The sequence below is a fragment of the Rhodococcus cercidiphylli genome (assembly GCF_033042225.1).
Lineage (GTDB): Bacteria > Actinomycetota > Actinomycetes > Mycobacteriales > Mycobacteriaceae > Rhodococcoides.
Genome location: NZ_JAWLKE010000002.1, coordinates 422,030 through 447,800 on the forward strand (window position 1 = coordinate 422,030; position 25,771 = coordinate 447,800).

The following is a 25,771-nucleotide window of genomic DNA, read 5'->3' on the forward strand; positions in this document are numbered from 1 at the left end:
CCGTCAACGACCGACAGACACGAGGTGGGTGCGCGCACTGACCAGACCTGCCACCGCATCGGACAAACACTCCTCCGGCACGTCGACGACGACGAGCGCGCCGGTGCTGCGCATCATTCGCTCCGCGACATCGAGTCGGGTCAGGACGTGATCACGCTCGCCGGACCCGGTCAGCCACACCGTGGAACTTGCCCTGGACTCGTCGACGATGGCCGTCGCCTTCTCGTTCCACGCAGATTCGACGTCCACGGAGACCACCGTCGTCGTCGGGTCCTCGCGAAGATCGGACGGGGCGAATCGATCGGAAAACGACCGCCCACCGTGTTCGATGGGCCGCGAGAGGATCCAGCGGGACACATCGGCAGGAACCTCCGAGTCCGCGGGGATCTGCGCGTAGCTCGCGATACCCTTCCACGCCACCTCGGGGGCAGATTCGAGAAATCGCTCCAGGCCGACCTTTCCGGCGCGCGTCATGTACGCCACCATCAGTTGGTCCACGGGCAGATCCATGCGCTGCGGAAAGGACTCCCACCATTGTTCACTTCGCATGGCAATCTGCTGAAGGTGTTCGACCGCGGGGCGACGCACCCGTTCGTACTCGGTGAGGGCATCGCCGACGGTCGCAGCCGACGCCAGTGCCGCATCGAGGGCGATGGCGTCCTCCATAGCAAGCTTCGTTCCCGATCCGATCGAGTAGTGCGCTGTGTGGGCGGCGTCCCCGAGAAGAACGACGTTGTCCACGGACCACCTGCGGCACTTGACGGTTCGGAACTGCATCCACCGGGTCCTGTTGCCGATGAGCCTGTGATCCTGGAGGGTGTCGGCAAAAGCAGACTCGAGGTAGCGCAACGATGCCTCGTCACTGTCGGTCGGGTCGGTGGCTGCCGTCGTGACGTCGAAGCCCGCGCGATGCCACGTGTCGAGATCCGTCTCGATCAGGAACGTACTGCGATCCGGCGCATAGGGATACGCGTGCGCGACGAAAGTGCCGTGCTCGGTGGTGACGGGTACGAAGATGGCGCTTGCCAGTGCGAAATCCGTTCCGCACCAGAGGTAGAGGCCGGTCCCGATGGTGATGTCGGTGCCGAAACCCGGGTCTGCCGTTCGCGTTGCGCTGTTGATTCCGTCCGAGGCTATGACGAGGTCGACATCGAGATCACCCGGTTCACGGCGTTCGCCGAATTCGAGCCGGACACCGGCGTCACGCGCTTGCTCCTGCAGGACGGACAGCAGCGAGGTACGGGCCACAGCGAGCAGATCACCGTGGGCCAAGCGGGCGATCGACTCCCCCACCTGCATCGACATCTCGTGTGAATACGCCTGGGCGACAATTGCATCGAGTGATGCAGCGTCGGCCTGACGTAGATTCCGCTGCGTCCGCGAGGCGAGGCCGACTCCGAACCCGAACGTGGTGTCCGGTGAACTCTGTTCGTAGACGGTGATCTCCGCGTTGGGATTGGACAGTTTCAGCAGCCGCGCGGCATAGAGGCCACCGGGGCCCCCGCCGATGACTGCGACGCGGTCGAGTTTCATTGTTGCCTCTCGAGCTTCGCGGCGATGTCCAGCCGCAAACGCTTCTTGTCGATCTTGTTGACGTTGGTTCGGGGAAGCGCGTCGAGCCACTCGAGGCGCTCCGGCCATTTGAACTTGGCCACACCGAGTCCCGTGAGATGGTCCTGCACGTCGGCCATCGTCAACGGGGCCCCGTCGGTGACGAGATACGCGCACGTCTTCTCGCCGAGTCGAGGGTCGGGCATCGCGACGACGGCCGCGCCCACGATGGCCGGATGGTCGAGCAGAAGAAGCTCCACCTCCTCGGCGTTGATCTTCTCGCCGCCGCGGTTGATGAGGTCTTTGATGCGCCCCTCGATCGTGACGTACCGCTCGCCGTCGACGACGGAGATCGACGCCAGATCGCCGGTTCGGTAGAAGCCGTCGGAGGTGAAGGCAGTCCGATTGTGCTCGGGGGCACCGAAATACCCGGTGATCGTGTACGGGCCACGGCAACACAATTCGCCGACTTCCCCGACGGGTAGCTCGATCTCCGTGCCGGGATCGAGAATGCGCACCTCGTCCTCGGCGCAGACAGGAGTGCCGACGGTGGTGATTCGAGCGTCGCGAGGGGCGGCGACCGGGGTGACGGTGAGCAGCCCCTCGGACATCCCGAACAACTGACCCGCCCAATGATCTCCGCCGTCGTCGACGCGGTCCATCAGCGCCGGTGACACTTTGGCACCGGACAGGATCACGTGCCGCAGACGTTCGCGCACCCGATCGAACTCGGGACTCAGCACCGCCTGGTAGTGACCGTGGCCGATCAACACCTCGGTGGCCTCCGCACGTTCCATGAGGTCCAACGCCGATCCGACGTCGGCGGTCGCGAGTACCAGGCACGCGCCGACCGAATGCGAGGCGTGCAGACCGCAGGCTATCCCCGCGTTGTGCACGATGGGGATCAGATGGGCGACGCGGCTGTCCGCGGTCCATTCGAGCCGTTGGGCGTACATGAGCGCGTTGTTCCAGTATTCGGCATGGATCCGCGGAATGACCTTGGGTACTCCCGTAGTCCCGCCGGACAATTGGAATGCAACCACGTCCTCGGGATCCGTCTCGGCCTCGATGGTGTCGACGAGAGCTCGGGCCTCGGTGGCATCGATGTCGCGGCCGAGGTCCTCCAACCGCAGTCCGTCACCCTCGTTCGCCCCGACCGTCACCACGTGGCGAACGGTCTCGCTCCCTTCTGCATGTTCGTAGGCGAACGAGACCAGGTCGAACGACGGCAGACCGGCCTCGACCACATGCGCGACCGCGCCCACCGCGGCACCGATGTGCGCAATCTCGTGCATTCGGTGCGCGGCCAGTGTGGCGACCGGAACCAGTCCGGCCTTGACGCAGCCGTACCAGGCCAGCACCGTCTCGAGCCGGTTCGTCATCTGGAACAGCACAGGGTCCAGGCGCACCAGTCCCAGTCGAATCAATCCGGCGGCGACCGCATCGGTACGACGATCGAGTTCGGCGAACGTCATCGAACCCTCGGCGCTGATGATCGCAAGCCTGTCGGGATACCGAAGAGCGATGTCGCGGAACCGGCGACTCGTGGGAAGTGAGCTCCACGAACCAGTCTCACGGTAACGCTGCGCGCGATCCTCCGGGTATCCCACCAGCCTGCCGTCCCAGTCGGAATGGGTCGTCTCCGTGGTCACCGTCATCGTTCGGCCACCGCAGGAAGCAATCGAGAGATCTCCAACGAATGATCGGGATGATCGGCAGGAACGATTCCCGAGTACACGGCCGTCCAGCATCCCGGGCAGCACAGCTGACGGAACACGATGGGCGTGTCGACGTAGATGGAGGGATCCGATGTCACCTGCGGCCCCGCCGCCGAGGACGGCCCCTCGTAGCGAGCCAGATCCAGTACACCACTCGACTTCTCGTCACCGAGGAGCCGGCCGCACTGTGCACAGGCGATGACCCGAACGTCCCCGACGGTCACCTCGGACAGGTTGTCGTCGAGACGTCTTGCCAGCGAGAGATCCATGATGGGAGCGTCGGAGTGCTGGGTGGAACGCGTGCGCCGTTCGTCGATCATGTCTCGACGTCGTCGCGCAGTTGCTGCCTCGTCCACCTTTCCCGCGTCGATGACCACGCCGTAGACGACGTTCGCCCCCTCTGCGGTGACCTTGCCCTCCCGTAGGTCCACGACCACAGCCGCCGGATCGCGATGCAACGGATCTCCGTAGCCGCCGCCTCCCTGCCAATGCATGTACAGCACCTCACCGGGAGCGACATAGCTTTCGGCGTAGCATGCGCCGAATTCCTTTCCGCCGCCCAGATCTTCGAGGGCTCCGGGAATTTTTCCCGCTGCGAACTGCTCGATGACGTCGGTACTTCGCGCCAGAATTTCGAGTCCGGTGTTGCCGGGGTACCCGCCGGCGAGGCCGTTGTTCTGCGCCACGGCTTTACCCGCCGAGGCGAGGACGAGGCCCATCGGGAGCGAGGTGCCGTACGGCGTCACAGCGAGCGATGCACTGACGCCACCGCGTTGACGACCGGGTCCACCCGAGTCGGGCTCTTCACGACGCCACAGTGTGAGCAGCGGGTAGAGGAACTCGGTCATTTCCGTATCGGGGATGCGCCCCATCGGAATACAGAAGAGGCCTCCGGTGTCCATGCCGTCCGCGGTCGGGCGTGCGCCGTAACCGCCTGCCATCGGTTCCATCATGATGTTGAGGAACGGAACGGGTTGTTCCCCGCGTTCGTCGAGGCCTGCGATCACCGCGGTGTCCCAGGTACCGCAGCACGCAGCCTGCACGCTCTTGCCGAGGTCGACCGATCGGTCGAGCATCTGCGACAGGCATTCCGCGATGAGGGTTCCGGTCAGCCAAGCGGGTCCGATGGGACCACGGCTGACTGCTGCAGGGAAGCGCGCGTTGTTGATGGTGCCCTCCTCGGACACCAGGTCGAAGCATCGCATCAATCCGCCTGCGGACCAGGGAATGTCACCCGCGAGGATCGGAAGCAACGCGAGCATAACGCCGCCGCGCATGCCTGCGTACGTGCAGTTGATGACGCCCGTCTGCTTGTCGGTGCCGGTGAAGTCGAACGTGAGATGGTCGTCGGTCTTGCTCATCGCGACCGTGATCTTGTGAACCTCGCGGTCACCGGTGTGCGACTGGTCCTGGTAGCCGGTGGCCTTCCAGGTCCCGTCGGGGAGCGAGGAGAGCTTGCTGCGCAGTCGCCCTTCGGCGTCCGTCATCATGCGCTTCATGACGGCTTTGACGGTGTCGGCACCGTACTGCTCGATGACGGCGAGCATGCGATTGCGGCCGACGGTGTTCGCGCCGATCTTGGCGCGCAGGTCGAGCCCGACCAGCATGGGAACACGGGAGCGTCGAACCCAGAGATCGGCGACGTCGCGCTGTAGCTCGTAGTCGCGGACCACCTTGACCGGCGGAGTCGGAAGCGATTCGGAGAAAACATCTTTCGCCGACGGGTCGAACGATCCGAGGCCGGAACCACCGAGATCGGGTTCGTGGCAGATCGCGCTGGTCCACGCGAAGAGCTTGCCCTCGTGGAAGATGGGTTGGTAGACGATGACGTCACTCTGGTGCAGTCCCCCGCCGACCCATGGGTCGTTGCAGAGGAACATGTCGCCCTCCACGATCCCCGGGTTGGTGGCGCGGTGTTGCAGGGTCCAGTAGATCGCCAGGTCGACGGCTCCGACGAGCATGGTGTTGTAGAGGCCTACCTGAACCTCCTGTCCCAGTTCGTCACTGATCGCGAAGTCGAAATCGTTCGCGTCGGTGACGATGGGTGAGCCGGACATTCGTTTGAGTGCCTCGCCCATCTCGTCGGTGACAGACCAGAGTCGGTGACGGATGACCTCGTAGGTCAGCGGGTCGAGTTCGTCGATCTGCTGCTGGGTGACGGTGTGCACCGGCAGCGTCGGTGGGAGCGTGCGGGCGAGGGCGTCGGGGTCGACGGGGCGGGACGAGAAGATCTCGGACCCGGGAATCGCTGATGTCATGTTCGGTTCTCCTGTGGTCTCAGCCGGCGACGATGTTGAGGTTGCCGAGGCGGTCGACAGTTCCGGTGGTTCCGTGCGGGACGACGACTGTGGTCGTCGGGACTTCGACGATGGCGGGACCGGCGAGCACGTGCCCGGCGGCGAGCTTGCTGTAGTCGTAGATGTCGGTGTCGACATAGCCGATTCGACCGTCCAGGTTGACCTTTCGGGTGCCGATGCGAGCGACCGAGGCGTCGGCGGAGTCGGCCGACTTGAGCTCGGGGAGGGTAGGCGAGAACGGCAGGACGCCGGTTGCACGCACGCGATAGGTGATCGCCTGAATGCCGGCTTCGCGAAATCCGCTGTCCTTGCCGTACAGATCTGCGTAACGCTGCTCGAAGAGATCGGAGGCGTGTGCGACGCTCGCCGAGTCCAGCGAGCCCTCGGGAATGGTTGTTGCAACTTCTGCCAACTGCATCGTGTACCGCATGTCGATTTCACGTTCGACCTGGACAGACGTGAAATTGAGCCCTTGTCGACCGAGGGCTTCGCGGACGCGCTTCTCGAGACCGTCGAAATTCGCTTCTGCGCGAGCAGGATCGAGCGGCATCGCTGCCGGGTCGGACAGCTCGGCCGCGAGCACGATGTTCGACGACGCAAGACCGTAGGCCGAGAACGCCGATGCCACCTGCCCGAGCGGAACGATGACCTCCTTGACGCCGACTTCGGCTGCATAGGCGGCGCAATGTGATGGGCCGGCTCCGCCGAACGCGTAGAGAACGAAGTTGCGCGGGTCGTGCCCGGCTTCGACGACGGTCTTGCGCAGCAGGTCGCCGGTCTGTGCGTTCTGGACGGCGTAGATCGCGGCGGCTGCGTCCTCGACCGACAGACCGAGCGGTTCCGCGATGCGGCGTCGAATGGCCTCGCGCGCACGCTCTTTGTCGAGTGGTTTGCGTCCTCCCAGCAGGCCGCGCTCGGGGAGAATCCCGAGGACGAGATTGGCGTCGGCATTGGTGGGTTCGGTGCCGCCCTGCCCGTAACAGGCGGGTCCGGGTACCGCCTGGGCGCTGTGCGGACCGATCTGGAGGTTGCCACCCGCATCCACCCACGCTATGGCACCGCCGCCCGAGCCGATGGCGTGCACCTGCAGGGTGGGGACATTGATCGGGTGGTGGTTGATGATGGTGCTCGACGCACGCACCGGCTCACCGTCCACGACGAGGCCGACGAGGAAGGTGGTTCCGCCGACGTCGGTGGCGATGATGTTCTTGTGACCGAGCTGCTTTCCGAGCGACACCGCTCCGACCACGCCGCCGGTCAACACGGACCCGACTGTGCTGATGGCGTTCTTCGGGGCCTCGGCTGCGGCAACGGCACCGCCGTTGCTCTGCATCACCAGCAGTGGGCCCGCGAGATCGAGGGCACGTAGCTTCTTTTCCAACGAGCCGAGGTAATCGCGCAACCCCGGGCCGATCTGGGTACTCATGATCGTGGTTGCATTACGAGCGAACTCGCGGATGCGCGGGCTCACCTCGGAGGACAGCGAGACGAACATGTCGGGGTCGATCTCGTGCACGAGTTCACGAATGCGCTGCTCGTGCAGGGGGTTACGGAACGACCAGAGCAGCGAGACCGCGATGCCGGAGACACCGTCGTCGACGAGGCTTCGGATGGCGATACGTGCGGACTCTTCGTCGAGGGCTACGACGACGTTGCCGTCTCGATCGAGGCGTTCGGTGACCTCCAGCGCATGCCGCTTGGGAACGAGACCGTGGGACTTGCTCTGCCCCAACACGTTCTGCAGTTGCTCGGGCGAGCCACCGAGGTACCGGCCCTCGACGTTCATGATGTAGATCGAATCGCGATGCCCCTTGGTGGTCAGGAACCCGACCGGCGGGACGTTACCCATCACCAGAGCGTTGAGCGAGGACGTGGTGCCGTGCGCGATGTGGTGGGTGTTCGCCAGCATTTCCTGCACCTGGCATCCGAGTTGCTCGGCCAACGCTTCGAGAACGTCGATGACGCCCTGTGAATAGTCGGGTGGAGTCGAGGGCGCTTTTGCAGCGACCACGGTCCCGGAACTGTCGTCGAGTACTGCGTCCGTGAACGTTCCGCCGACGTCCACTCCGATCACATAGGTCATGCCGGTGTGCTCCTTAGGTCCGAGTCGAAGACGTCCTGGCGTGTGAGAGCGAAACACCCTCGAACACTGCTTACGTCTGCGTCGAGTATTCGACGTAGACGACGACATGTCAAGCACGAATGTGAGTGCTGTCACCCTGCTCGATACTGCCCGAACGGACGCATCGATTCGATTTCCCTGGTCCAAGCCGCTTGACGAATCGTCGCATACGTCGAATACTCGTCATCAGCGTCAATTACCGAAAGGCAGTTCATGAGTATTCATCGTGTGGGCTTGGTCGTACCGAGCTCCAACGTCACCGTGGAAACGGAGATGCCCGCATTGTTGGCGCGACATCGACATGCCCGGTTTTCGTTCCACTCCTCGCGCATGCGCATGCAGGCCGTGTCGCCGGAACAATTGCGGGCCATGAATGCCCAGCGCGAACGGTGCATCCTCGAATTGGGCGATGCCGGAATCGACGCTGTTCTCTATGCGTGCCTCGTCGCCCTCATGGTCGCCGGGCCCGGGGAACACCAACGGGTGGAGGGGCTCATAGCGGAACAACTCGCCACGGGCGGGTCCAATGCAGCCGTCAGGTCGAGCGCGGGCGCTCTTGTGGAAGGCCTGCGTGCGCTGGACGCCAAGAACATAGTTCTCGTGACGCCGTACATGCGACCACTCGCGGAGAAGGTCGTCGACTACATCGAGGCCGAGGGCATTCGCGTACTCGATTGGCGTGCGCTGGAGGTGTCCGACAACGCCGAAGTCGGTTGCATCCCAGGCGAACGAGTCATGGACGCGGCACGGTCGTTGGATCTCACCGGTGCCGACGCTCTGGTGATTTCCGCGTGTGTACAGATGCCGTCCCTACCGCTCGTCCAGGCTGCCGAGGACGAATTCGGCATCCCCGTTCTGTCGGCCGCGACGGCAGGTGCCTACAGCCTGCTCCGTGCGCTCGACCTACCCGTCGATCTTCCGGACGCCGGCTCACTTCTTCGGGCAGACGCCGTCGTCACGTCCTAGATCGTCACTTTCGTAGAGAGGAAATCTTCATGTCCGACTTGCCACACAAGGTGCGGGGCGTCGACCACGTCGCCTACCCCACATTCGATCCGGCAGCAACGGTCGAGTTCTACCGTGACGTTCTCGGGTTCCCCGTCGTCCACTCCATCTGCGCAGCAGGATGGGGCCCGGAGAAGCATCCGGACTTCATCCACTTCTTCTTCGACATCGGCAACGACGACCGACTCGCGTTCTTCTACTACTTCGGTCTCGAACCGTTCGACGGAGGACCACAGGGTGATTCGTACTCGCGCTTCGCCGAGAACGTACCGATCTTCTTCATCCGCTCGCGTCATCTCGCGATTCACGTCGACAGCGAAGCGGACCTGATGGAATATCGGCGACGGTTGGACGGCAGTGATTGGCCCGTGGAGATGCAAATCCAACACGAGACGATCGAGTCGATCTACACACACGATCCCAACGGCTACATGATCGAGCTCACCCGCGCGATGCGTCCGGTCACGCCGCAGGAAGATCTCGACGCGAACCTGACGATCGACGCTCTGATCGACATCGTGCGCGGACCCGACCCGAGCATGGCGAACCTGTTGACCCGCAAGGCCGAACTGATCGTCGAACGTGCGGCTGATTGGTCGGCCGAGAACGAGGTGGGAGTGTCGTGACCACGTTGTATGTGCTCGATATACCCGAGAACACCAGTATCGCCTCGGTGGCCGACGTCGACCCAGCCGTACGCGTCGACCACGTCGGCCCGTACTTCCGCATAGTCTCGGACAAGGACATCGTCATCGACCGTCGGGCCACCGGATGCAGGCACGCCGTCTGGTACAGCAGCGTCTCCGGCCTGTCGGAGTCTCGAATCACGCAGTGGGACAAAGACGCCCTGCGCGTCGAGCAGTCATGACTCGGACCCGACTCGGTGCTGGACGCTACCTCGATGCGGCCGAGGCACCGACGAACACTGTCACGTCGACGCACGAGCTGACCACTGCCGATGGCGCCAAGGTCAGTGGAGTGTTGAGAACGGTTCCGGGCGCGGACCTCGTCGTTGCGTTGATGCACCCGCGCCAGGATCTGACGCATCACGTTCTCGTGCCAGAGCTGCTTGCACGCGGATATGCAGTGTGGACCCAGGGCACGCGATCGGTGAACAACGACATCTCGCTGGTGCACGAGCAGGCTTTGCTCGACGCCGCCGCCGGGCAGGTGTTCCTACGCTCCCACTCTTTCGATCACGTTGTCACACTGGGTCACTCGGGCGGTGGCACGCTGTTCGCGTTCTACTGCGAGCAGGCCGGGCTCACGCCCGAGGAGCGGCTGGCGGCAACGCCGGCCGGCCGGCCGATCGACCTCGCATCCGCGGAGATGCCCGTACCGGACGGTGCGATTTTCATGGCTCCACACCCGGGACAGGGCGCGCTGCTGCTGCGACTGATCGATCCGTCCGTGGTCGCCGAATCGGACCCCATGTCCGTCGACCCGGCACTCGATCCTTTCGACAGTGCGAACGGATTCGTCGAGGCACCGGAAAGCTCCAACTATTCCGCCGATTTCGTTCAGAAGTACCGCGCCGCTCAGCTCGAGCGCGTCGCTCGCCTCGACGTGATCGCGCGGTCACGGGTCGCCGAAGCATCCGAGGCCCGACGGCGTTTCAAGACAAACGGCAACGCCCACGACCGTCGAGATGCGTTGGCACCGCGGATATTGACTGTCTATCGCACCGACGCGGACCTGAGATTCACCGACCTGTCGCTCAGTTCCAACGCCCGCCCCTACGGTTCGTTGTTCGGCCGGCGGCCCGATCTGACGAATTACGGGCTTGTCGGTTTCGCCCGTCTGGCCACCCCGGATGCCTGGCTGTCGACGTGGTCCGGTCTGAGCTCCAATGCCGACTTCGTTCGGTGCGCACCGTCGGTCACGGTCCCGTCGTTGTTCGTCGAATTGACCGGCGATCAGGCGTGTTTTCCGGAGGACGCCTCGAGAATGGTCGAGGCCCTGGGCTCAGTGGACAAGTCTCACGTGGCGATCGAGGGCACCCACTTCGGGGGCCCCATTCGCGATGGCGCGCCCACCGGCGCGTCTCTGGCCGCCGCCGATATCGGTGACTGGTTGTCCCAACACTTCATCTGACCCTCTCGCGAGCGGAATATCATGTCACGTAACACTTTTTCTCCCGTCGTTGCGCTGTGCCTGGCGGCCTTGACGCTGGAGGGATACGACCTTCTGATGTACGGAACGGTGGTGCCGTCGCTCCTGGCGTACGAGCCGTGGGACCTTGATCCAGCGACCGTCGGTGTACTCGGATCCGTGGTGGGAGTCGGCATGCTGGTCGGGGCACTGGCCGCGGGCAGCATCGCGGATCGTTGGGGCAGACGACGCGCCTTGATCGCCGCGGTCGCTTTGTTCTCGGCCGCAATGGGATGTTGCGCAATAGCACCTTCGCCCGAAATGTTCGGAGCAGCGCGATTTGTCGTCGGCGTCGGTGCTGGAGTTCTGATGCCGACCGCGGCGTCGATGCTGATCGAATTTTCCCGCCTCGACACCAGAGCGAGAACGGTCGCACTGGGGTTCGTGGGCACCAGCGTCGGCGGTATCGCAGCGGGGATCCTGTCGCTGTGGCTCGTCCCGGCATTCGGCTTCCGAGCGATGTTCGCAGCTGGGATGATCCCGGCGTTGTTGATTCTGCCGATGATGATCGGATACCTCCCTGAGTCGCCCGCCTTCCTCAACGCGCGGGGTAGGACGGATGCAGCACAAAGGATCTCGACTCGTTACGGACTCGAGGACACAGTCGAGGTTTCCGGTGGTGAGCCGACATCGACAGATCGCGGAATCGGTGCGTTGTTCACCGCGAACCGTGCGCGAGTGACGCTGTCCTTCTGGGTGATGACCCTGCTGTGTCTGCTCGTGTTGTTCGGCGTCGCGACCTGGTTGCCTGCAGTGATGCGATCGGCCGGATACCCGCTCGGTGCCGCACTGTCCTTCCTGCTGGTGCTCAACGTCGGCGGTGCAGTAGGCGCACTCGGCGGTGCCTACCTGGCCGATCGGTTCGGCATCAAACCGGTGACCACCCTCGGATTCCTCTGTGCAGCAGTGTCGTTGGCATTGATCGCGACCACTCCCCCGATCGGGATCGTGTACATTCTGGTGCTGATCGCAGGAATGGGAACGACCGGGACGCAGATCCTGCTCAACACCTTCATCGGAAGTTACTACCCCGTGTCCTGCCGGACCACAGGACTGGGCGTCGCACTCGCGGTGGGGCGACTGGGCGCGATCGTGGGGCCCACCTACGGTGGACTGTTCGTCGCCGCGGGTGCGGGAACCAGCACTCAGCTTCTGGCTTTCGCCTTGCCGGCGATCATCGGAGCCGGGGTGACGATTCTGATTCCGGCGGGACGACAGCTGCGTAGCAGCCGAGCATCTACGTCGGAAGGTCTACACCAGGTACCCGAGGCAAAATGAGTGCATTCACGATCGGATTCACTTGCCGGTCCACACCGGATCGCGCTTCTGCATGAAGGCCATGATTCCTTCCACGGTGTCCGCCGATCGGCTCAGTGACTCCAGAGCCTGTTCGCTGAGTTCCCAGCTGCGGGCTTCCGTCTCGATCTCGCCGTCATTGATCCCGCGAGCGACGCGCTTGCTCGCCTGAACAGCGAGAGGTGCGTTCGCGGAGATGACGTCTGCGAGGGCAAGAGCGGTGCTCAGCACTTCGGCCTGAGGAACGACGCGGTTGACCAATCCCCACCGGAGCGCGTCCTGGGCGCTCATGGCGTTCCCGGTCAGCAGTAGCTCCAGCGCGACGGCACGCGGCAGGGCTGTGGTCAATCTGAAGACACCGCCCGCTCCGGCGATGAGACCCCGCTTCACTTCGGGAAGTCCGAAGGTCGAATTCTCCGCGGCTACAACAAGATCACCGGCCAACGCGAGTTCCGTCCCACCACCGAGGGCGCTGCCGTTCACCGCGGATATCACCGGCTTCGCGATATGGTGTTTGACGATTCCGGCGAAACCCCAGTGCGCGGTGTCCGGTGGAGTCACCCCGGCGGGTCCGGCCGTTCCGAGGGCCTTCAGATCTGCTCCGGCACAGAATATTTTGTCGCCTGCGCCCGTCAACACCACGACTCGGATGTCGTCGGTCTCTTGGGCGAGCTCCCAGGCCGCGCCCAAACCTCGATGCACATCGGCGTTGATGCTGTTGGCTGCCTCCGGCCGATCGATGGTGACGACGAGGGTGTGCCCCCGCACTTCGGTCGATACCACTTCGGACACGTCGATCCTCATTTCTTCGGGCCGTGAGACCCCACAACACTAATTCAGACAGTCACTGTCTGCAATGGTCCGATCGATTGTCGACTAGCTCAATGCTCGCAGTACGGTGTCGACGACCAATGTCGAGTGGTTTACGGCGGCGCGACTTCTCGCGCCTGCGTGCGCTTGCGAGAACAGTGCACGCGCCAACACCGCTCCCGTCACGAGTTCGAGAAGTAGCGTCGTAGACGTGCCCTCCGGTAGCTCTCCTCGCGCAATGGCGCGGCGGACGATGCGTCGGGTGGTGACCAAGCGGCTCTGGTTGAGAGTGTCGGTGAGATGCGACAACAGGTCCGGATTCACCCTCGCGTCCAGAGTCACCCGTAGTGAGACCAAGCCGCACAGCTCCCCGTAGCCGACGGCCAATTGCTCCGCCAGTTCGACGAGGTCCCCACGGACCGATCCGGTGTCGATAGGCGTCGACAGCGGCGACCGAGCTTCGAGCGCCTGGACCAGAAGTTCTTCCTTGTCGGCCCAGCGGCGGTAGAGCGCGGCGCGGCCGACCTTGGCCTGCCGCGCGACTGCGTCGAATGTGAATCCGCGCCAACTGGTTTCCCAGTACACCTCGAGCACGGCGGCGTACACGCGGTCCTCCATGTCCGCATCACGAGGCCGTCCTGGTCCGCGCGGAGAATCCTGAGACATGACTGCATCCTCTCACCGGTCTGCCGGCCGAACGCGACGGTTACATGCAGAAATCGACGGCAAGGTTCCCCTCGTTGTCCACCAGGTCTATTCGGCGTCCGACGGCCGACTCGTTCCGCACGGACACGAGGTCGTGAAGCATTGCTGCGAATTCATGTCCAGCTCGGCCCGCTACCCGGGTCCCATCGTCGGTAGCAGCCACGACAAACGCTTGCTCCGGCAGGCCGCTGCGGTCGTAGGTGACTGTAGCCGTCTCGATCGTCGCCCTTCCCGAGTAGCCATGCACGACATGTGCCGGCGTACCCGAGGAATCCACCGGCTCCGGATCGCCGATGTATCCGTCGCGATGAGCACTCGTGGACAGCAGCACCACATGCTGGTACGTCAGGTAGCCGCCGTTCGCATGAACCAACGCGACTCCGGAGTTCTGACGCAGCAGCCGCGTCGACTCTGCGATGGCGTGGAGCGAATAGCTGCTCAACGGCCCACCGAAGAACGAATGTCCGCCCAGGACAGTAGGCGTCGATCGCTCGGCCAGGCCCAGCTCGTCGGCCAATAGCGCCGGCACGATCGGGAAGCAGCTGTACGCGTCGACGAATGCGAGGTTCGCACTGGTGACATCGGCCCTCGACAATGCGCGTTGCACGGCCGCACGCAGAGCCGGGGCGTCGTCGAACACAGCGCGCGCCAACACATCCGGACTGTCGACGGCACCCGCACCACCCCACAGGTACACCATCCGGTCCTCTGCCACACCGGCCTTGCGAGCGGTGGCCAACGAACAGACCATGACTGCAGCTGCTTGATCGACGAACGGCATGGCGTTCATCGACAGTGGATAGCAATCGGACACAGACCGATTCGACGACGTGACAGTGCCGATGTCCTCCGGCGTGCGTGCAACAGGACTCCAGGCAACGGGATGTTCGGCCGCGATTGCCGAGAAGCGGGAGTACATGTCGGCCGATTCGAGCAATGCTTGGTTGGGGGTCAGTCCACGGCTGTGGGCACGGGCGTTCTCGAAGAGCGGGTAGATCTGTACCGGTGCCAGAATTCCTGCTCGCTGCATTTCGGCGCTGCCGAGGTCCTCGGGCGAGAACGACGGAGGGCCTCCCGGTGCGGTGGTCCAACCCGACTCACCGGGGTCCACACCCGCCTTCATCAGGGCGCGGACGGAGGCCTGCGCCTCGCCACCCACCACCAATGCTGCAGTTGTGAGTCCTTCGGCGATATCTCGGCCGACCTGGTCGAGTAGGCGCGCGGGGTGGTGCCCGCCGATCGTGCTGGTGGAACTGGATGTGAGGGTGACGCCCAGCCGCTCGGCAACCAGGGATGGAAGGTCGTCGTAATTCCAGCTCGTGGTGCGAACGGCGTGCACAGCGTCGAGCTTTTCCTTGAGGCCGCGCCCACCCGCGTCGTCGATCGCTGCGTTCACAGCGCGCAGAACGAGCTCGAGAGGCTCGATGGTGCTTCGCTCAGGTCCGGTGCCTTCGAACTTCAGGTCACCCACACCCACGATGACCGGGACTCGTTCCGCGTCGATGGACATCTTCACAGCCTATACAGACAGGAACTATCCGTAATCCGCCCGCCGATCGCCAACGCCACACCCGTTACCGGGGAACTCGATCGGCCCGACGGATCGTTTTCGGCGGCTCGGACCGAGTTCGGACGCTCTGCGTATCAACTCCCCATGCGCCTTACCTGGTGATTGACATCACACGCACCGGCGGCTATCTTTCAAACTGACATCAGTTCAGTTTGATGGAACGTTGCAGCCACCTCGAGCATCCGGGTCGAGTCTGCGATCCGATGTCGACCGACTCCACGTCTTACGACGACTCGCCGAGTCCGCGGGAAGTTATCGACGTGCCCGAAAGGAACGCAGGCATGAACAAGTTCAGGACGACGATGGTCGCCGTGGCAGCGACGGCTGCGCTGGTGAGCCTCACCGCATGCGGGGGATCGTCTTCCTCCGCATCCGCTCCGGTCGAGGGCGATTGGGATGCCGTGATCGCTGCAGCGAAGGAGGAGGGCAGCGTAATGCTCTACTCCAGCCAGAAGCCGGCCAACCTCGACGCTTTGACAGCAGCGTTCGAGGCGACGTACCCAGAGATCGACATGGAGTACGTCCGCGGCACCGACTCCGAAATCAACCCCAGGGTCGAAACGGAGAATCGCACGGGGACCGGCATTGCCGACGTTCATATGACCACCGACGCCGCCTGGATCGAGAACGCCGCCGAATCCGGCCAATTCTCCACCGACCTCATCGGCCCCGACCTGGACGCGCCCGCTTTCGATCCGGCGGACAGCGTCATCAACGACCGGTTCTTCCTCTCCAGCGCAGCGGTGTTCGGACTCGGGTGGAATACCGCAGCGGTGCCGGACGGCGTCAGCGCACCGGAAGACCTGATCGATCCGAAGTTCCAGGGCAAGATCGGCATCGTCAACCCCACCGGAATCGCGTCGTACGTCGATCTCTACAAGTACTACTCCGAGACCTTCGGGGCGGACTACTGGAACCAGATCGCCGAGCTCTCGCCGCGGGTGTACCCCAGTGCACTCGGGGTGGCGCAAGCCCTCACGTCGGGCGAAGTGACAGTCAGTCCCAGTGTTCAGCCTCTCGTCACCGAAGTTGCCTCGGGCGCACCGGTCGACTGGGTCTTGCCCGACAGTCCGTGGGGAACCCCCTGGTACTCAGAGGTTCTCAGTGCCTCGCAACACCCCAACGCAGCGCAGGTGCTGGCCAACTTCATGGTGACGGCCGAGGGCCAACAGGCACTGAACGGCGGATACGCCGCCGTCCTCCCCGATATCGAGGGTGCGGTTGCGCGAGCTCAGGACATTGCAACTCCTGACATCGCCGAACTGACGCCCGAGAAGGTCGAGCAATACTCACAGGAATGGCAGACCCTGTTCCAGGGCTGACCCTCCCCGGTTCCAGACGTCGCCTCGGCGCACGGACCACGACATGCACTGTGACAGCCACGCACACCGATACTCCGAAAGTGAGTACGCAATGACCTCTCGATTCTCGGTCTCCGGACTGACGAAGAAGTACGGTACGAACGTCGTCGTGGACAGCCTCGACCTCGAGATCGAGCAGGGCGAATTTCTGGTCCTGCTCGGTCCGAGCGGTTGCGGCAAGACCACGACGCTGCGGTGCCTCGCCGGACTGGAGACACCCCAGGGCGGCTCCATTTCGTTCGCGGGCCGGACGGTGTTCGATGCGTCGTCGAAACTCCATGTGCCGGCTCACAAGCGGAACATCGGCATGGTGTTCCAGTCGTATGCGCTGTGGCCCCACATGACGGTCGCCGAGAACATCCGGTACCCGTTGACGGTACGCAAACTGAAGAAGGCGATTGCCGACGGCGCTGTCGAGACAGCCGCGAACATGGTCGATTGCGGCGCTCTACTCGACCGGTACCCATCGCAGCTCAGCGGCGGCCAGCAGCAACGTGTCGCGGTGGCCCGTGGGCTGGTGGCCCAACCGGATCTGGTGTTGTTCGACGAGCCGCTGAGCAATCTCGATGCACGCCTGCGCGACCAGGTTCGGTCGCAGATTCACCAGCTACACCAACAGCTCGGTTTCACCGCTGTGTTCGTCACTCACGACCAGTCCGAGGCGTTCGCACTCGGCGACCGTCTCGCGATCATGAAGGCCGGAAAGATCGAACAGTACGACGAGCCCGAGCACGTCTTCGAGAATCCGGCATCGGAATACGTCGCCGCATTCATCGGGATGGGGAATCGACTCGAACTCCGGCGCGGCCACGACGGCTGGGTCACCAGCGGCTCGGACGTCATCGATTTGCAGACAGCGACAGTCCGCGAGCGCGCAGACGAAGGCACCAGTGCTGTCGCCAGGTTCCGACCCGACGATGTGCTGTTGCACGACACCACCGACCAGGTGCCGCCCGGAAACATTGCCCTGCACGCAGAACTCGTGACGTACGAGTACGGCGGTCGGTACTTCGACGTGGCAGTCAAGACCGGCGACGAGCAGTTGACACTGCGCGCCGTGGCCGCCGAACACAGTGCAGCACTGCGGCGTAGCAAACCCGGGCAGCCCGTCGTCGTCAGCTTCGCGCCGTCGTGCCTGAGGGTGTACGCGCTTCCCGACGCGTCCTCCAGGACGAGCTCCGAGCTCGTCGGTTCCGCTGGAAAGACCTCGTGATGGCAACCGCCGTCGACACCGAACGTCCCGCGTCTGCCGAGGCGCCCGGTAAGCGATCGTTGACGATTTCGCCGACCTGGCGCGCGCGAATCGGTTACGCCGCCATCCTGGCCTATCTGGTCGTGCTTCCCATGGTGAAACTGCAGATGCTGGCCTTCGAGGACGGCGCTGCCGGATACCGAAGCCAGTACGGCCGCTTCGACATCGGCGTCACTCTTCGAACCACCGTGGCGTTGGCGCTGGGTTCGTTGGTCATCGCGATGGTGCTGGGAACGTTGCTGGCCTTCGCTGCGAGCAGGCTCCCCGCAAAACTGGGTTGGCTTCGGGTCATTCCCATCCTGCCGATCGTGATGCCGGCGGTGGCGAGCGTGGTCGGATGGGCGTTCCTGCTGTCTCCCGGGCCCGGCTATCTCAACGTGGTCCTGCGACTGTTGCCGTGGTGGAGTGGATCGGACAGCGGACCGATCGACGTGTACACCGTCCCGTGGATCATCGTGCTCACCGGCTTCGGTCTGACGTCGTTCGTATACCTGTTCGTCAGCTCCGGCATGCAGAACATCAGCTCCGAGCACCTCGAAGCGGCCCAGGTCAGCGGATCGTCCACGGTGGGAATCTTTTTCAAGATCGTCCTCCCACTGCTTCGACCGTCCCTCATCTACGGCGGCGGCATCGCGCTGCTCCTCGGACTCGGCCAGTTCACCGGTCCCCTGCTGCTGGGTGCGAACACCGGCGTCAAGGTGCTGACCACCGAGATGTACCGCCGGGTGTCGGAATCCCCGTCGGACTTCGCCGCGGCTGCGGCCGCCGGGTCTCCGCTCGTGATCTTCGGACTCGTGCTGGTGCTGGCGCAGAAGGCGTTGCTGGGCAACCAGACTCGCTTCGTCACGCACGGCGGCAAGGCATTCGCTCCCTCCACCGGTAAAGCCACGTGGGCCACGGTCACCATCGTCGTGTTCGCACTCTTCGCCTTGGTCATCCCGCTGGTCGGTCTGATCATCGTCTCGTTGACGCCGTACTGGTCGGGATCGTTGTCGCTGAGTCTGTTGACGCTGGACAACTTCAGGGCACTGATGGACACGACGGCGGTGGTGGAATCGGTCCTGACCAGTGTGCTGACCTCACTGGGCGCAGTAGCAATCTGTATTCCGCTCGGCTACCTGATGGCAAACCTTCTCGTCCGCGGTCGTCGGTTCAGAATTCTCGCGCTGATCGCGGACCTCATGACCGCACTGCCGCTGGGCATCCCGGCCGTGATCTTCGGCGTCGGATTCCTGCTCACGTACACCGAGCCGCCGCTGATCCTCTACGGAACCAGAACGGTGATCATCCTCGTGTACATCGTGCTGATGCTGCCGTTCTCGACGAGGATGCAGATGACGGCCATGCTGTCGCTGGGCAACACGTACACCGAGGCGTCGGCCACCAGTGGTGCGTCGCCGTTCGTCACCAACATCCGAATCATGTTGCCGCTGATGCGTCCGACGATTCTCAGTGCCGTCGCGCTCATGTTCATTCTGCTGACCCACGAATTCGCCGCGTCACTTCTCGTGCGAGCCTCCACCACCCAGGTGATGGGCACACTCCTGTTCGACATGTGGCAGAACGGCTCCTATCCGCTCGTGGCTGCGATGGCACTGCTGATGACTGCCGTCACCACGATCGGTGTCGCCGCGGCGATGCTCGTCGGCGGCCGCAACGTGCTCAGTAAGCTGTGACGGGCGTGCGGTCCCGGCTCCAGGACAAGGTCGTTCTGGTCACCGGGGCAACCGGAGGGATCGGCACCGCGATCGTCGAGCGTCTGGCCTCGGAAGGCGCTGTGCTCGTGGTGACCGATGTCGACGGTGCCGCGTGCGGCGCACTCGTAGCCGCACAGGACGGGCCCGAACGGCATCTACCGCTCGGCTTGGACATCACCCGAGAAGATCAGTGGCACAGCGCTGTCGAGGCAGTGGCCGCGCAGCACGGCCGGCTCGACGCCGTGGTGAACAACGGTGCCATCGGCAGTCTCGGAACGGTGGTCGACGAGGATCTCGAGCGGTACAACCGAGTCGTCGAAGTCAGTCAGACCGGGACGTGGCTCGGAATGAAACACGCGGGTGCGTACGTCGAGCGATCGGGCGGAGGCTCCATCGTCAACATCTGTTCCATCCTGGGCAGCGTCGGCGGCCTCGGTAACAGCTTCGCGTACGCCGCGGCCAAAGGCGCTGTGCGCACCATGACCAAGAACGCAGCCCTGCACTGGGCCACCAAGGGTGTCCGCGTCAACTCCATCCACCCCGGATTCATCGGCACCACGCAACTGCTCGAAAGGTACGAGGGCTCCGAACGGCACAGCGCCATGATCGCGCACACCCCGATGGGTCGACTGGGAACCGGAGCCGAAGTGGCTGCCGCCGTTGCCTTTCTGGCCGGGGACGACTCCACGTTCGTCACCGGGACCGAGCTGTACGTCGACGGCGGCTGGACCTGCGACTGATCGAGCCGGCGGGGCTGTCGGCAAAGACGCTTCAGCAGTTGGTGAAGAAGTCCACCCCGTTGGAGGTCTGCGCCGACAGTCTGCCGCGCTGGACCAGAACATCGAGGTGCGCAAGCGTCTCGCAGGTCGCCACCATCTGGTTGAAGCTGTCCAGGGTTGCGAAGGATCGATCGTGTCGGGTCCACGTCAGCGCCGACGCCACGTCCAACCCGGTTGCGCGAGGAGCAGATTCGACGACACTCTCGGTAGCGGCGAGGCGGCGATCGTGGTGTTCGAGCAACTGCCGGCAGCGCTCGTGCACAGCGGCACCGGGATGGCCGTGCGACGGCAGCATCGTCCGGTCCGGTTCGTCGAGCATCGCGGTCAGCGACGTCAGGTATTGAGCCAGCGGGAGGTCCCACTCGCCGAGCTCGAACCCGATCGACGGGGTGATCGTGGGCAGCACATGGTCTCCGGTGTAGCACAGGTTCCGGTCGGCGTCGTGAAACACCATGTGGCCCTTGGTATGCCCGGGGGTGTGCGCAGCGACCACCGCATGGCCGGGAATGTCGAGGGGGCCGGGCTGCAACCACGCGTCCGGTAGTTCCCAGTCCGAAGCCTCGAAGGGTTCGGCCTTCCCGCTCTTCAGCGCGATGCGAGCGATGTCGGGCGCGCCCGCGCGCTCGAGCTCCCGAATCGAGCTGACCGGAACGTTGCTGCGCAATCGACCGATCGCCTCGATGCCCGGTGCCTCTGCGGCACCGAGATGCACCCGGGTCCCGTATCGACGACGCAGCTCGACTGCGAACGTGTAGTGATCACGATGGACGTGGGTGACGTACACGTCGTGAATCTCGGACGGTCGACGTCCGATGCGACGCAACGCATCGACCAGTTCGTCGTGAGTGGATGCCCGGTGCCAACCGCCGTCGATCAGCACCAGCCCCGTATCGGTCTCCAGCACATAGACATTGATCGCCCGCAGGCCGTCCTGCGGCATCTGCAGAGGAACACGATGAACGCCGTCTGCTACTGCAAAACAGCCCGGGTCGGCCCACGACGACGTCATCCCGCGTCGCTCGCGAGGGGCACCATCGTCTTCTCGTCGCCGTACCACATCATTCGTCGCCCACCCATGGTCCCGACATGGGCGACGGCAGCTTTCCACTCGTCACTGGCCAGGGCGGCTTCGAGTGCGTCGCGTGACTCGAAGCTGAGCACCGACAATCCGTCCCACCCTTGGGATTTGCTACCGAATGCTTCGACCAGTTCGGTGTGCTGCCAGCGGAGCAATCCGGGCAGGGGGTACGTGACGTCGGCATGTTCACCGCGCCACCAGGCGATGAACTGCTCGTGGGTCCATTCTTCCGGACGGGCGGCGATGAGTACCAGGTTGTACATAACTCTCCTAAGTGAATTCTGTTCAGTTCAAGTGGTCGTACGGGTCCGTCGCAGACACCGCTCTCGGGTGCTACTTGCGGACCACTCGGATGGCGGCGTCGGTGACCAGCGTGGTGATGTCGTCGATCGTCAGACGGCCGTCGGGGCGATACCACCGCCATACGCTGACCACCAGGGCGAGTACCAGCCGCGCGGACATCGTCGGATTCGACTCGGCGAACTGGCCCGCCTCGATTCCCCGACCGACCAGGGCGGTCCAATCTCGCTCGATTCGTTGAACGAGTGCGCGGCACTCGACTCGTTCGGCCTCTTCCTTCGCGGACTGACGTTCGGTCGCCAGAAGGTCCATGTGGTTGTGCAGAATGCGCCGAGCCAAGGCGTCCTGAGGCGAGGCGGCCAACGACGCGGCAATCGCCGACCGAAGCGCATCCTCGGCGTGCGTCACACCGTCGGTGGCCGCGACGAACCGGGCAGCGGAGTCGGTGAGTTCGATGCGCATGATCGTCAGCAGACAATGCGCCTTGGACTCGAAGTAGTGATAGAGAGCAGTCTGACCGATACCGACCTCGTCGGCGATGGATGCCCACTTGGTGTGCTCGTATCCCACCTTGCCGAAGTGGTCGATGGCCGCCGACAGGATCCGCGTCCTCTTGGACCGCGGGCTCTCGCGCCGAACGTCGGTTCCTACGGTCATGATTGCCCCTACTGATAGAACGTATCCAGCCTCGGTGAGAGTTTACCTTTCTCGATGTGAATTCGAGTCAGTTGTGCCCGCGAGCTGCCTGGCCAGTGCGGTCGCGTCGGGCCGCGACAGTTTCCCGACGCGATTCTGCGGTAGATCGGAGACCGTGAAGACGTATTCCGGCCACTTCGACTTGGGAAAGTCACTGTTGGCCAGCTGCGCAGTGACGTCCTCTAGCCCGAGCTCCTCACCGCCGGTCACCACGAGCGCTGCGGCGCGCTCCCCCAGCAGGTCGTCGGGTACGGGAACCACACAGACCTGCACCACGGACTGCAGCGAGGCGATTGCCGACTCGACCTCGTTGATGTCGATGTTGCGCCCGCCGCGAATGATGATCTGTTTCTGCCGACCCATGACGCGAATCGAGCCGTCCGGTGCGACCTCCACCAGGTCACCGGTCGGGAGGAAACCGTCGGGCGTCAACTCGGGCGGAACGGGAGTACCGGCTCGGGCGTACCCGACGAAGAGCGACGGGCCCTTGACCTGGGCGGCACCGATATCGTCCGCGGGTAGCGGATGGCCGTCCGAGTCCACGGCCCGCACAGTGGTGCCGGGAAACGGCCGACCGTCGCGTCCGAGGCGGATCGACACCGGGTCGTCGAGGGCAGGTGTCGTGTGGCCCAAGCACTCGGACATTCCGAACACTCGCAGGAACGTGGCGTGCAACCACTGCTCGGCCTTGGCGAGGGCGCGCTCGTTCATCGGTCCGCCGCCGACCGTCATGGCGCGCATCGTGTCCAATGCGGCCTCCGAGTCCGGTGCGACCGACAGCTGAAGCGCCATGGTCGGAACCAACATCGTCCAGGCGATCCGGTGTTCCTTCGCTGCCCGCAGCGCTGTCTCGGGAGACCACTTGCCGATGGCGACCATCGGACCCCCCAGCAGCGCAGGCAGATACATTCCGAAGCAGAATGCCGCAACCGACGACAGCGGAACGAAGGCACCGATCGCCTCGCCCGGACGGAGGCCGACGGCATCGATGGTGGATCGAGACGCGTATCTGATGGCGTCCTCGGATTGCACCACACATTTCGGTCGGCCGGTCGAACCCGAGGTCATCGCAATCGCATCGCCTCCGTTCCATCGGGCGACGGAGGCGAACGCACCACTCGTCGCTCGCACGCGGTACGAGCCGAAGGCGGGCTTGTCCACGGCGAACTGCTCGTCGGGCACACCCCAATGACGAAGGGCCCCGGGCGTTCCCACGACAACATCCGGTCGAATGTCCTCGAGTGCCAGCGCGAACTCCGACTCCGTTGCGTGCGGGCTGACCACAGCGACCACACCGCCTGCGAGACCGACACCGAGGGCAGCCGCGACGGTGCCCCAGGTGTTGTCGGCCTGAATCACCACGGTCGGCGGGCTGGGGTCGATACCACCGAACACGTCGGCAAGGGATTTCGCGGCCTCGACCACGGTCCGGATCGTGTGGCTGCCGTCCTCGTCGACGACGGCAACGGCATCGGGGTTCTGATCGGCGCGGATGACCATCTCGCGGGCAAGCCGTTTCACTGGTGTGACTCTTTCCTGGTGCGTGATGCACTCATGTCGAGGACTGCACGGCCGGTGACGGATCCGTTCCGCAATCGGTCGTAGGCAGAGATCGCCTCGGTGAAGGGGAAGGTGGTGATTTCGGCGCGCAACAGGCCGTCCTGCGCCTGTGCGACAACGGCTTCGAGGTCGGCTCGCGTGCCCCAGAACGGTGCATCCACCGTCCATCCTGCGGCCAGACCGACATCCTTCCCGGCTGTCAATCGGCCGCCGGCGCTGCCTACCACCACGAGAGAACCCCCGTTCCGAAGCTCGGCGGCGGCCGGCGCGGTTGTGGTCGGCGCGCCGACGAAGTCGAGAACGAGGTCCGTACCGCCCAGTGTCGTGAGCCGTTGCGCCGCAGCGGAAACGGAGTCGTAGAATTCGTGCGCTCCCGAGGACTCGGCCACAGCGGCGGCTTCGGCCTTGGAGTCGATTGCGATGATGTGCGGCACGTCCATGGTGCGCAGAATCTGCAGGGCAAGGTGGCCGAGACCGCCGACTCCGACCACGACTACGACGCTGCGGTTGTCGATCACCGCGGAGTTGGTGCGAATGGCATGGTAGGCAGTCAGTGCCGCATCGGCCAGAGGCGCTGCACTGCACGGATCGAGGGTGCCGGTGGGAACCAGTGCCCGCTCGGACGGCACCAGCATCAGTTCTGCGAGGCCGCCTGGATATCCGAGTCCGTTTCCGATGGGGGCCAGCCGACCGTCCGGACGTCGAACCAGCGACCGACAGTAATTCTCTCTGCCACGCAGGCAGTTGGGGCACGTCCCGCAACTCCAGATTCCGTGTACGACCACGGCCCGGCCGATCCATGAATTGTCGGCCGACGGGCCGGCCGAGACGACCGTGCCCGCTACTTCGTGCCCCAGCGTCATCGGCAGTCGGTAGTCGAAAACCTCCGTGCCCGAATCCATCACGTGCAGATCGGAACGGCAGAGTCCGGCGGCGTCGACGCGAACCAGAAGCTCCTCGCCGGCCGGTATCGGGTTCGGTACCTCCCGAAGCTCCGGTCCGCTGCCCCACTCGCACAGCTGCACGGCCAACATCAGCGCGCCGTCCATCCGCCGTCGACCACCAGGGTCTGGCCGGTCATGTACGAGCTGGCGTCCGAGGCCAGAAACAGCACGGCACCGTCGATCTCACCGTCGACGCCGCCGCGTCCCAGCATGGTGTTTCGCCGCACCCACCCCGCGGACTTGTCGTTGGTGAACAGGCCATCGGTCATCTCCGTATCGAACCATCCGGGCACGACGGCGTTGACGCGAATGCCTCGTCGGCCCCACTGACCGGCGAGTTCGCGAGTGAGGCCGAGTGTGCCTGCCTTGGACGCCGCGTAACTCGCACCCCCGATGGGAGCTGTGGACACCAGGCCGATCACCGAGGAGATGTTGATGATCGAGGCCGCATCACCGCTCGGAATCTTGCTCACCGCGTACGTGGCCAGATGGAAACCGGCGACGAGGTTGACGTCGAGGATGGACTGGAAACCGTCCACCGTCTCGTCCTCGGCGTTGGGAGGGCCGGGCTTTCCGGCATTGTTGATCAAGACATCGAGCCGGCCGGATTCGTCGAAGCAACGGTCGACAAGAGCTCTCCGGTCTCCGTCGTCGGTGACGTCGCACCGAACGGGCACGATGGTCGGCATCTCGGCCGACAGCGCTTCGAGGCGGTCGAGCCGCCGCGCGGCGGCGTACACGGTTGCGCCGGCCCCGGCGAGGGCACGGGCGAAACCGAGGCCGAGACCGGACGAGGCACCGGTGACCACAGCGACGCGACCGGTGAGGGAGAACATGTCCTGAGTCATGTGTCCACTTCCAAACTGATTGTCGGACAAT

General features: G+C 64.2%; 22 protein-coding genes. 9 read left to right on the plus strand and 13 right to left on the minus strand.

What is annotated here, in order from left to right:
* Nucleotides 1-3 precede the first annotated feature (3 nt).
* From R3P95_RS05605 to R3P95_RS05620, 4 genes are read right to left on the minus strand one after another with little or no spacing between them, the layout of a single operon-like run.
* Nucleotides 4-1,533, minus strand: coding sequence for an FAD-dependent monooxygenase (locus tag R3P95_RS05605; RefSeq protein ID WP_317547571.1), 1,530 nt, complete (start codon nucleotides 1,531-1,533; stop codon nucleotides 4-6).
* Nucleotides 1,530-3,209, minus strand: a complete 1,680-nt coding sequence (locus tag R3P95_RS05610) for a (2,3-dihydroxybenzoyl)adenylate synthase (protein ID WP_317547572.1) — start codon at nucleotides 3,207-3,209, stop codon at nucleotides 1,530-1,532. Before R3P95_RS05610 ends, R3P95_RS05605 begins: the two co-directional genes overlap by 4 nt.
* A complete protein-coding gene (locus R3P95_RS05615; RefSeq protein ID WP_317547573.1) occupies nucleotides 3,206-5,527 on the minus strand; it encodes a hydantoinase B/oxoprolinase family protein in 2,322 nt (773 codons plus the stop codon). The genes R3P95_RS05610 and R3P95_RS05615 overlap by 4 nt, the downstream gene beginning before the upstream one ends.
* Nucleotides 5,528-5,546: 19 nt before the next feature.
* Complete coding sequence (locus tag R3P95_RS05620) at nucleotides 5,547-7,649, minus strand: hydantoinase/oxoprolinase family protein (protein ID WP_317547574.1); 2,103 nt, start codon at nucleotides 7,647-7,649, stop codon at nucleotides 5,547-5,549.
* Between the two features lie 252 nt (nucleotides 7,650-7,901).
* On the opposite strand from R3P95_RS05620, the gene R3P95_RS05625 reads away from it, so the two are divergent.
* The 5 genes from R3P95_RS05625 to R3P95_RS05645 are packed head-to-tail and all read left to right on the plus strand — an operon-like array spanning nucleotide 7,902 to nucleotide 12,122.
* Nucleotides 7,902-8,654 (plus strand): maleate cis-trans isomerase family protein, encoded by a 753-nt coding sequence (locus tag R3P95_RS05625; RefSeq protein ID WP_317547575.1) that lies wholly within the window; start codon nucleotides 7,902-7,904, stop codon nucleotides 8,652-8,654.
* 29 nt (nucleotides 8,655-8,683) lie between these two features.
* Entirely contained in the window at nucleotides 8,684-9,319 is a 636-nt protein-coding gene (locus R3P95_RS05630; protein ID WP_317547576.1) for a VOC family protein, read from the plus strand.
* Entirely contained in the window at nucleotides 9,316-9,561 is a 246-nt protein-coding gene (locus tag R3P95_RS05635) for a hypothetical protein (protein ID WP_068046732.1), read from the plus strand. The genes R3P95_RS05630 and R3P95_RS05635 overlap by 4 nt, the downstream gene beginning before the upstream one ends.
* Nucleotides 9,558-10,787 (plus strand): alpha/beta hydrolase, encoded by a 1,230-nt coding sequence (locus R3P95_RS05640; protein ID WP_317547577.1) that lies wholly within the window; start codon nucleotides 9,558-9,560, stop codon nucleotides 10,785-10,787. Before R3P95_RS05635 ends, R3P95_RS05640 begins: the two co-directional genes overlap by 4 nt.
* A gap of 21 nt (nucleotides 10,788-10,808) precedes the next feature.
* Nucleotides 10,809-12,122 (plus strand): MFS transporter, encoded by a 1,314-nt coding sequence (locus R3P95_RS05645; protein WP_317547578.1) that lies wholly within the window; start codon nucleotides 10,809-10,811, stop codon nucleotides 12,120-12,122.
* Between the two features lie 18 nt (nucleotides 12,123-12,140).
* Here R3P95_RS05645 and R3P95_RS05650 read toward each other — a convergent pair whose 3' ends face one another.
* The 3 genes from R3P95_RS05650 to R3P95_RS05660 all read right to left on the minus strand — a co-directional run bounded on the left by R3P95_RS05650 (nucleotide 12,141) and on the right by R3P95_RS05660 (nucleotide 15,165).
* Nucleotides 12,141-12,932 carry an enoyl-CoA hydratase-related protein gene (locus tag R3P95_RS05650; protein ID WP_317547579.1) on the minus strand — a complete coding sequence of 264 codons (792 nt, stop codon included), beginning with the start codon at nucleotides 12,930-12,932 and terminating at the stop codon, nucleotides 12,141-12,143.
* 84 nt (nucleotides 12,933-13,016) lie between these two features.
* Complete coding sequence (locus tag R3P95_RS05655) at nucleotides 13,017-13,616, minus strand: TetR/AcrR family transcriptional regulator (protein WP_317547580.1); 600 nt, start codon at nucleotides 13,614-13,616, stop codon at nucleotides 13,017-13,019.
* A 40-nt stretch (nucleotides 13,617-13,656) separates the two neighbouring features.
* Nucleotides 13,657-15,165 carry an acetyl-CoA acetyltransferase gene (locus R3P95_RS05660; protein WP_317547581.1) on the minus strand — a complete coding sequence of 503 codons (1,509 nt, stop codon included), beginning with the start codon at nucleotides 15,163-15,165 and terminating at the stop codon, nucleotides 13,657-13,659.
* A 341-nt stretch (nucleotides 15,166-15,506) separates the two neighbouring features.
* Here R3P95_RS05660 and R3P95_RS05665 point away from each other — a divergent pair, with 341 nt between their 5' ends.
* The 4 genes from R3P95_RS05665 (at nucleotide 15,507) to R3P95_RS05680 (ending at nucleotide 20,275) form a co-directional block, all read left to right on the plus strand.
* Nucleotides 15,507-16,547 carry an ABC transporter substrate-binding protein gene (locus R3P95_RS05665; RefSeq protein ID WP_317547582.1) on the plus strand — a complete coding sequence of 347 codons (1,041 nt, stop codon included), beginning with the start codon at nucleotides 15,507-15,509 and terminating at the stop codon, nucleotides 16,545-16,547.
* A 91-nt stretch (nucleotides 16,548-16,638) separates the two neighbouring features.
* Nucleotides 16,639-17,799: an ABC transporter ATP-binding protein gene (locus tag R3P95_RS05670; protein ID WP_317547583.1), complete on the plus strand. Its 1,161-nt coding sequence runs from the start codon at nucleotides 16,639-16,641 to the stop codon at nucleotides 17,797-17,799.
* Nucleotides 17,799-19,514, plus strand: a complete 1,716-nt coding sequence (locus tag R3P95_RS05675; RefSeq protein WP_317547584.1) for an ABC transporter permease — start codon at nucleotides 17,799-17,801, stop codon at nucleotides 19,512-19,514. The genes R3P95_RS05670 and R3P95_RS05675 overlap by 1 nt, the downstream gene beginning before the upstream one ends.
* Entirely contained in the window at nucleotides 19,511-20,275 is a 765-nt protein-coding gene (locus R3P95_RS05680) for an SDR family NAD(P)-dependent oxidoreductase (protein WP_317547586.1), read from the plus strand. Before R3P95_RS05675 ends, R3P95_RS05680 begins: the two co-directional genes overlap by 4 nt.
* 31 nt (nucleotides 20,276-20,306) lie before the next feature.
* On the opposite strand, the gene R3P95_RS05685 is transcribed toward R3P95_RS05680, so the two are convergent.
* The 6 genes from R3P95_RS05685 to R3P95_RS05710 form a co-directional block, all read right to left on the minus strand.
* The gene (locus R3P95_RS05685) at nucleotides 20,307-21,323 is read right to left on the minus strand and encodes an MBL fold metallo-hydrolase (RefSeq protein ID WP_317547587.1); all 1,017 of its coding nucleotides are present in this window, start codon (nucleotides 21,321-21,323) and stop codon (nucleotides 20,307-20,309) included.
* Complete coding sequence (locus tag R3P95_RS05690; RefSeq protein ID WP_317547588.1) at nucleotides 21,320-21,655, minus strand: EthD family reductase; 336 nt, start codon at nucleotides 21,653-21,655, stop codon at nucleotides 21,320-21,322. The genes R3P95_RS05685 and R3P95_RS05690 overlap by 4 nt, the downstream gene beginning before the upstream one ends.
* A gap of 70 nt (nucleotides 21,656-21,725) precedes the next feature.
* Nucleotides 21,726-22,349: a TetR family transcriptional regulator gene (locus R3P95_RS05695; protein ID WP_317547589.1), complete on the minus strand. Its 624-nt coding sequence runs from the start codon at nucleotides 22,347-22,349 to the stop codon at nucleotides 21,726-21,728.
* 42 nt (nucleotides 22,350-22,391) lie between these two features.
* Complete coding sequence (locus R3P95_RS05700; RefSeq protein WP_317547590.1) at nucleotides 22,392-23,909, minus strand: class I adenylate-forming enzyme family protein; 1,518 nt, start codon at nucleotides 23,907-23,909, stop codon at nucleotides 22,392-22,394.
* Complete coding sequence (locus R3P95_RS05705; protein ID WP_317547591.1) at nucleotides 23,906-24,997, minus strand: alcohol dehydrogenase catalytic domain-containing protein; 1,092 nt, start codon at nucleotides 24,995-24,997, stop codon at nucleotides 23,906-23,908. The genes R3P95_RS05700 and R3P95_RS05705 overlap by 4 nt, the downstream gene beginning before the upstream one ends.
* The gene (locus R3P95_RS05710; RefSeq protein ID WP_317547592.1) at nucleotides 24,982-25,740 is read right to left on the minus strand and encodes an SDR family NAD(P)-dependent oxidoreductase; all 759 of its coding nucleotides are present in this window, start codon (nucleotides 25,738-25,740) and stop codon (nucleotides 24,982-24,984) included. Before R3P95_RS05710 ends, R3P95_RS05705 begins: the two co-directional genes overlap by 16 nt.
* Nucleotides 25,741-25,771: the final 31 nt, after the last annotated feature.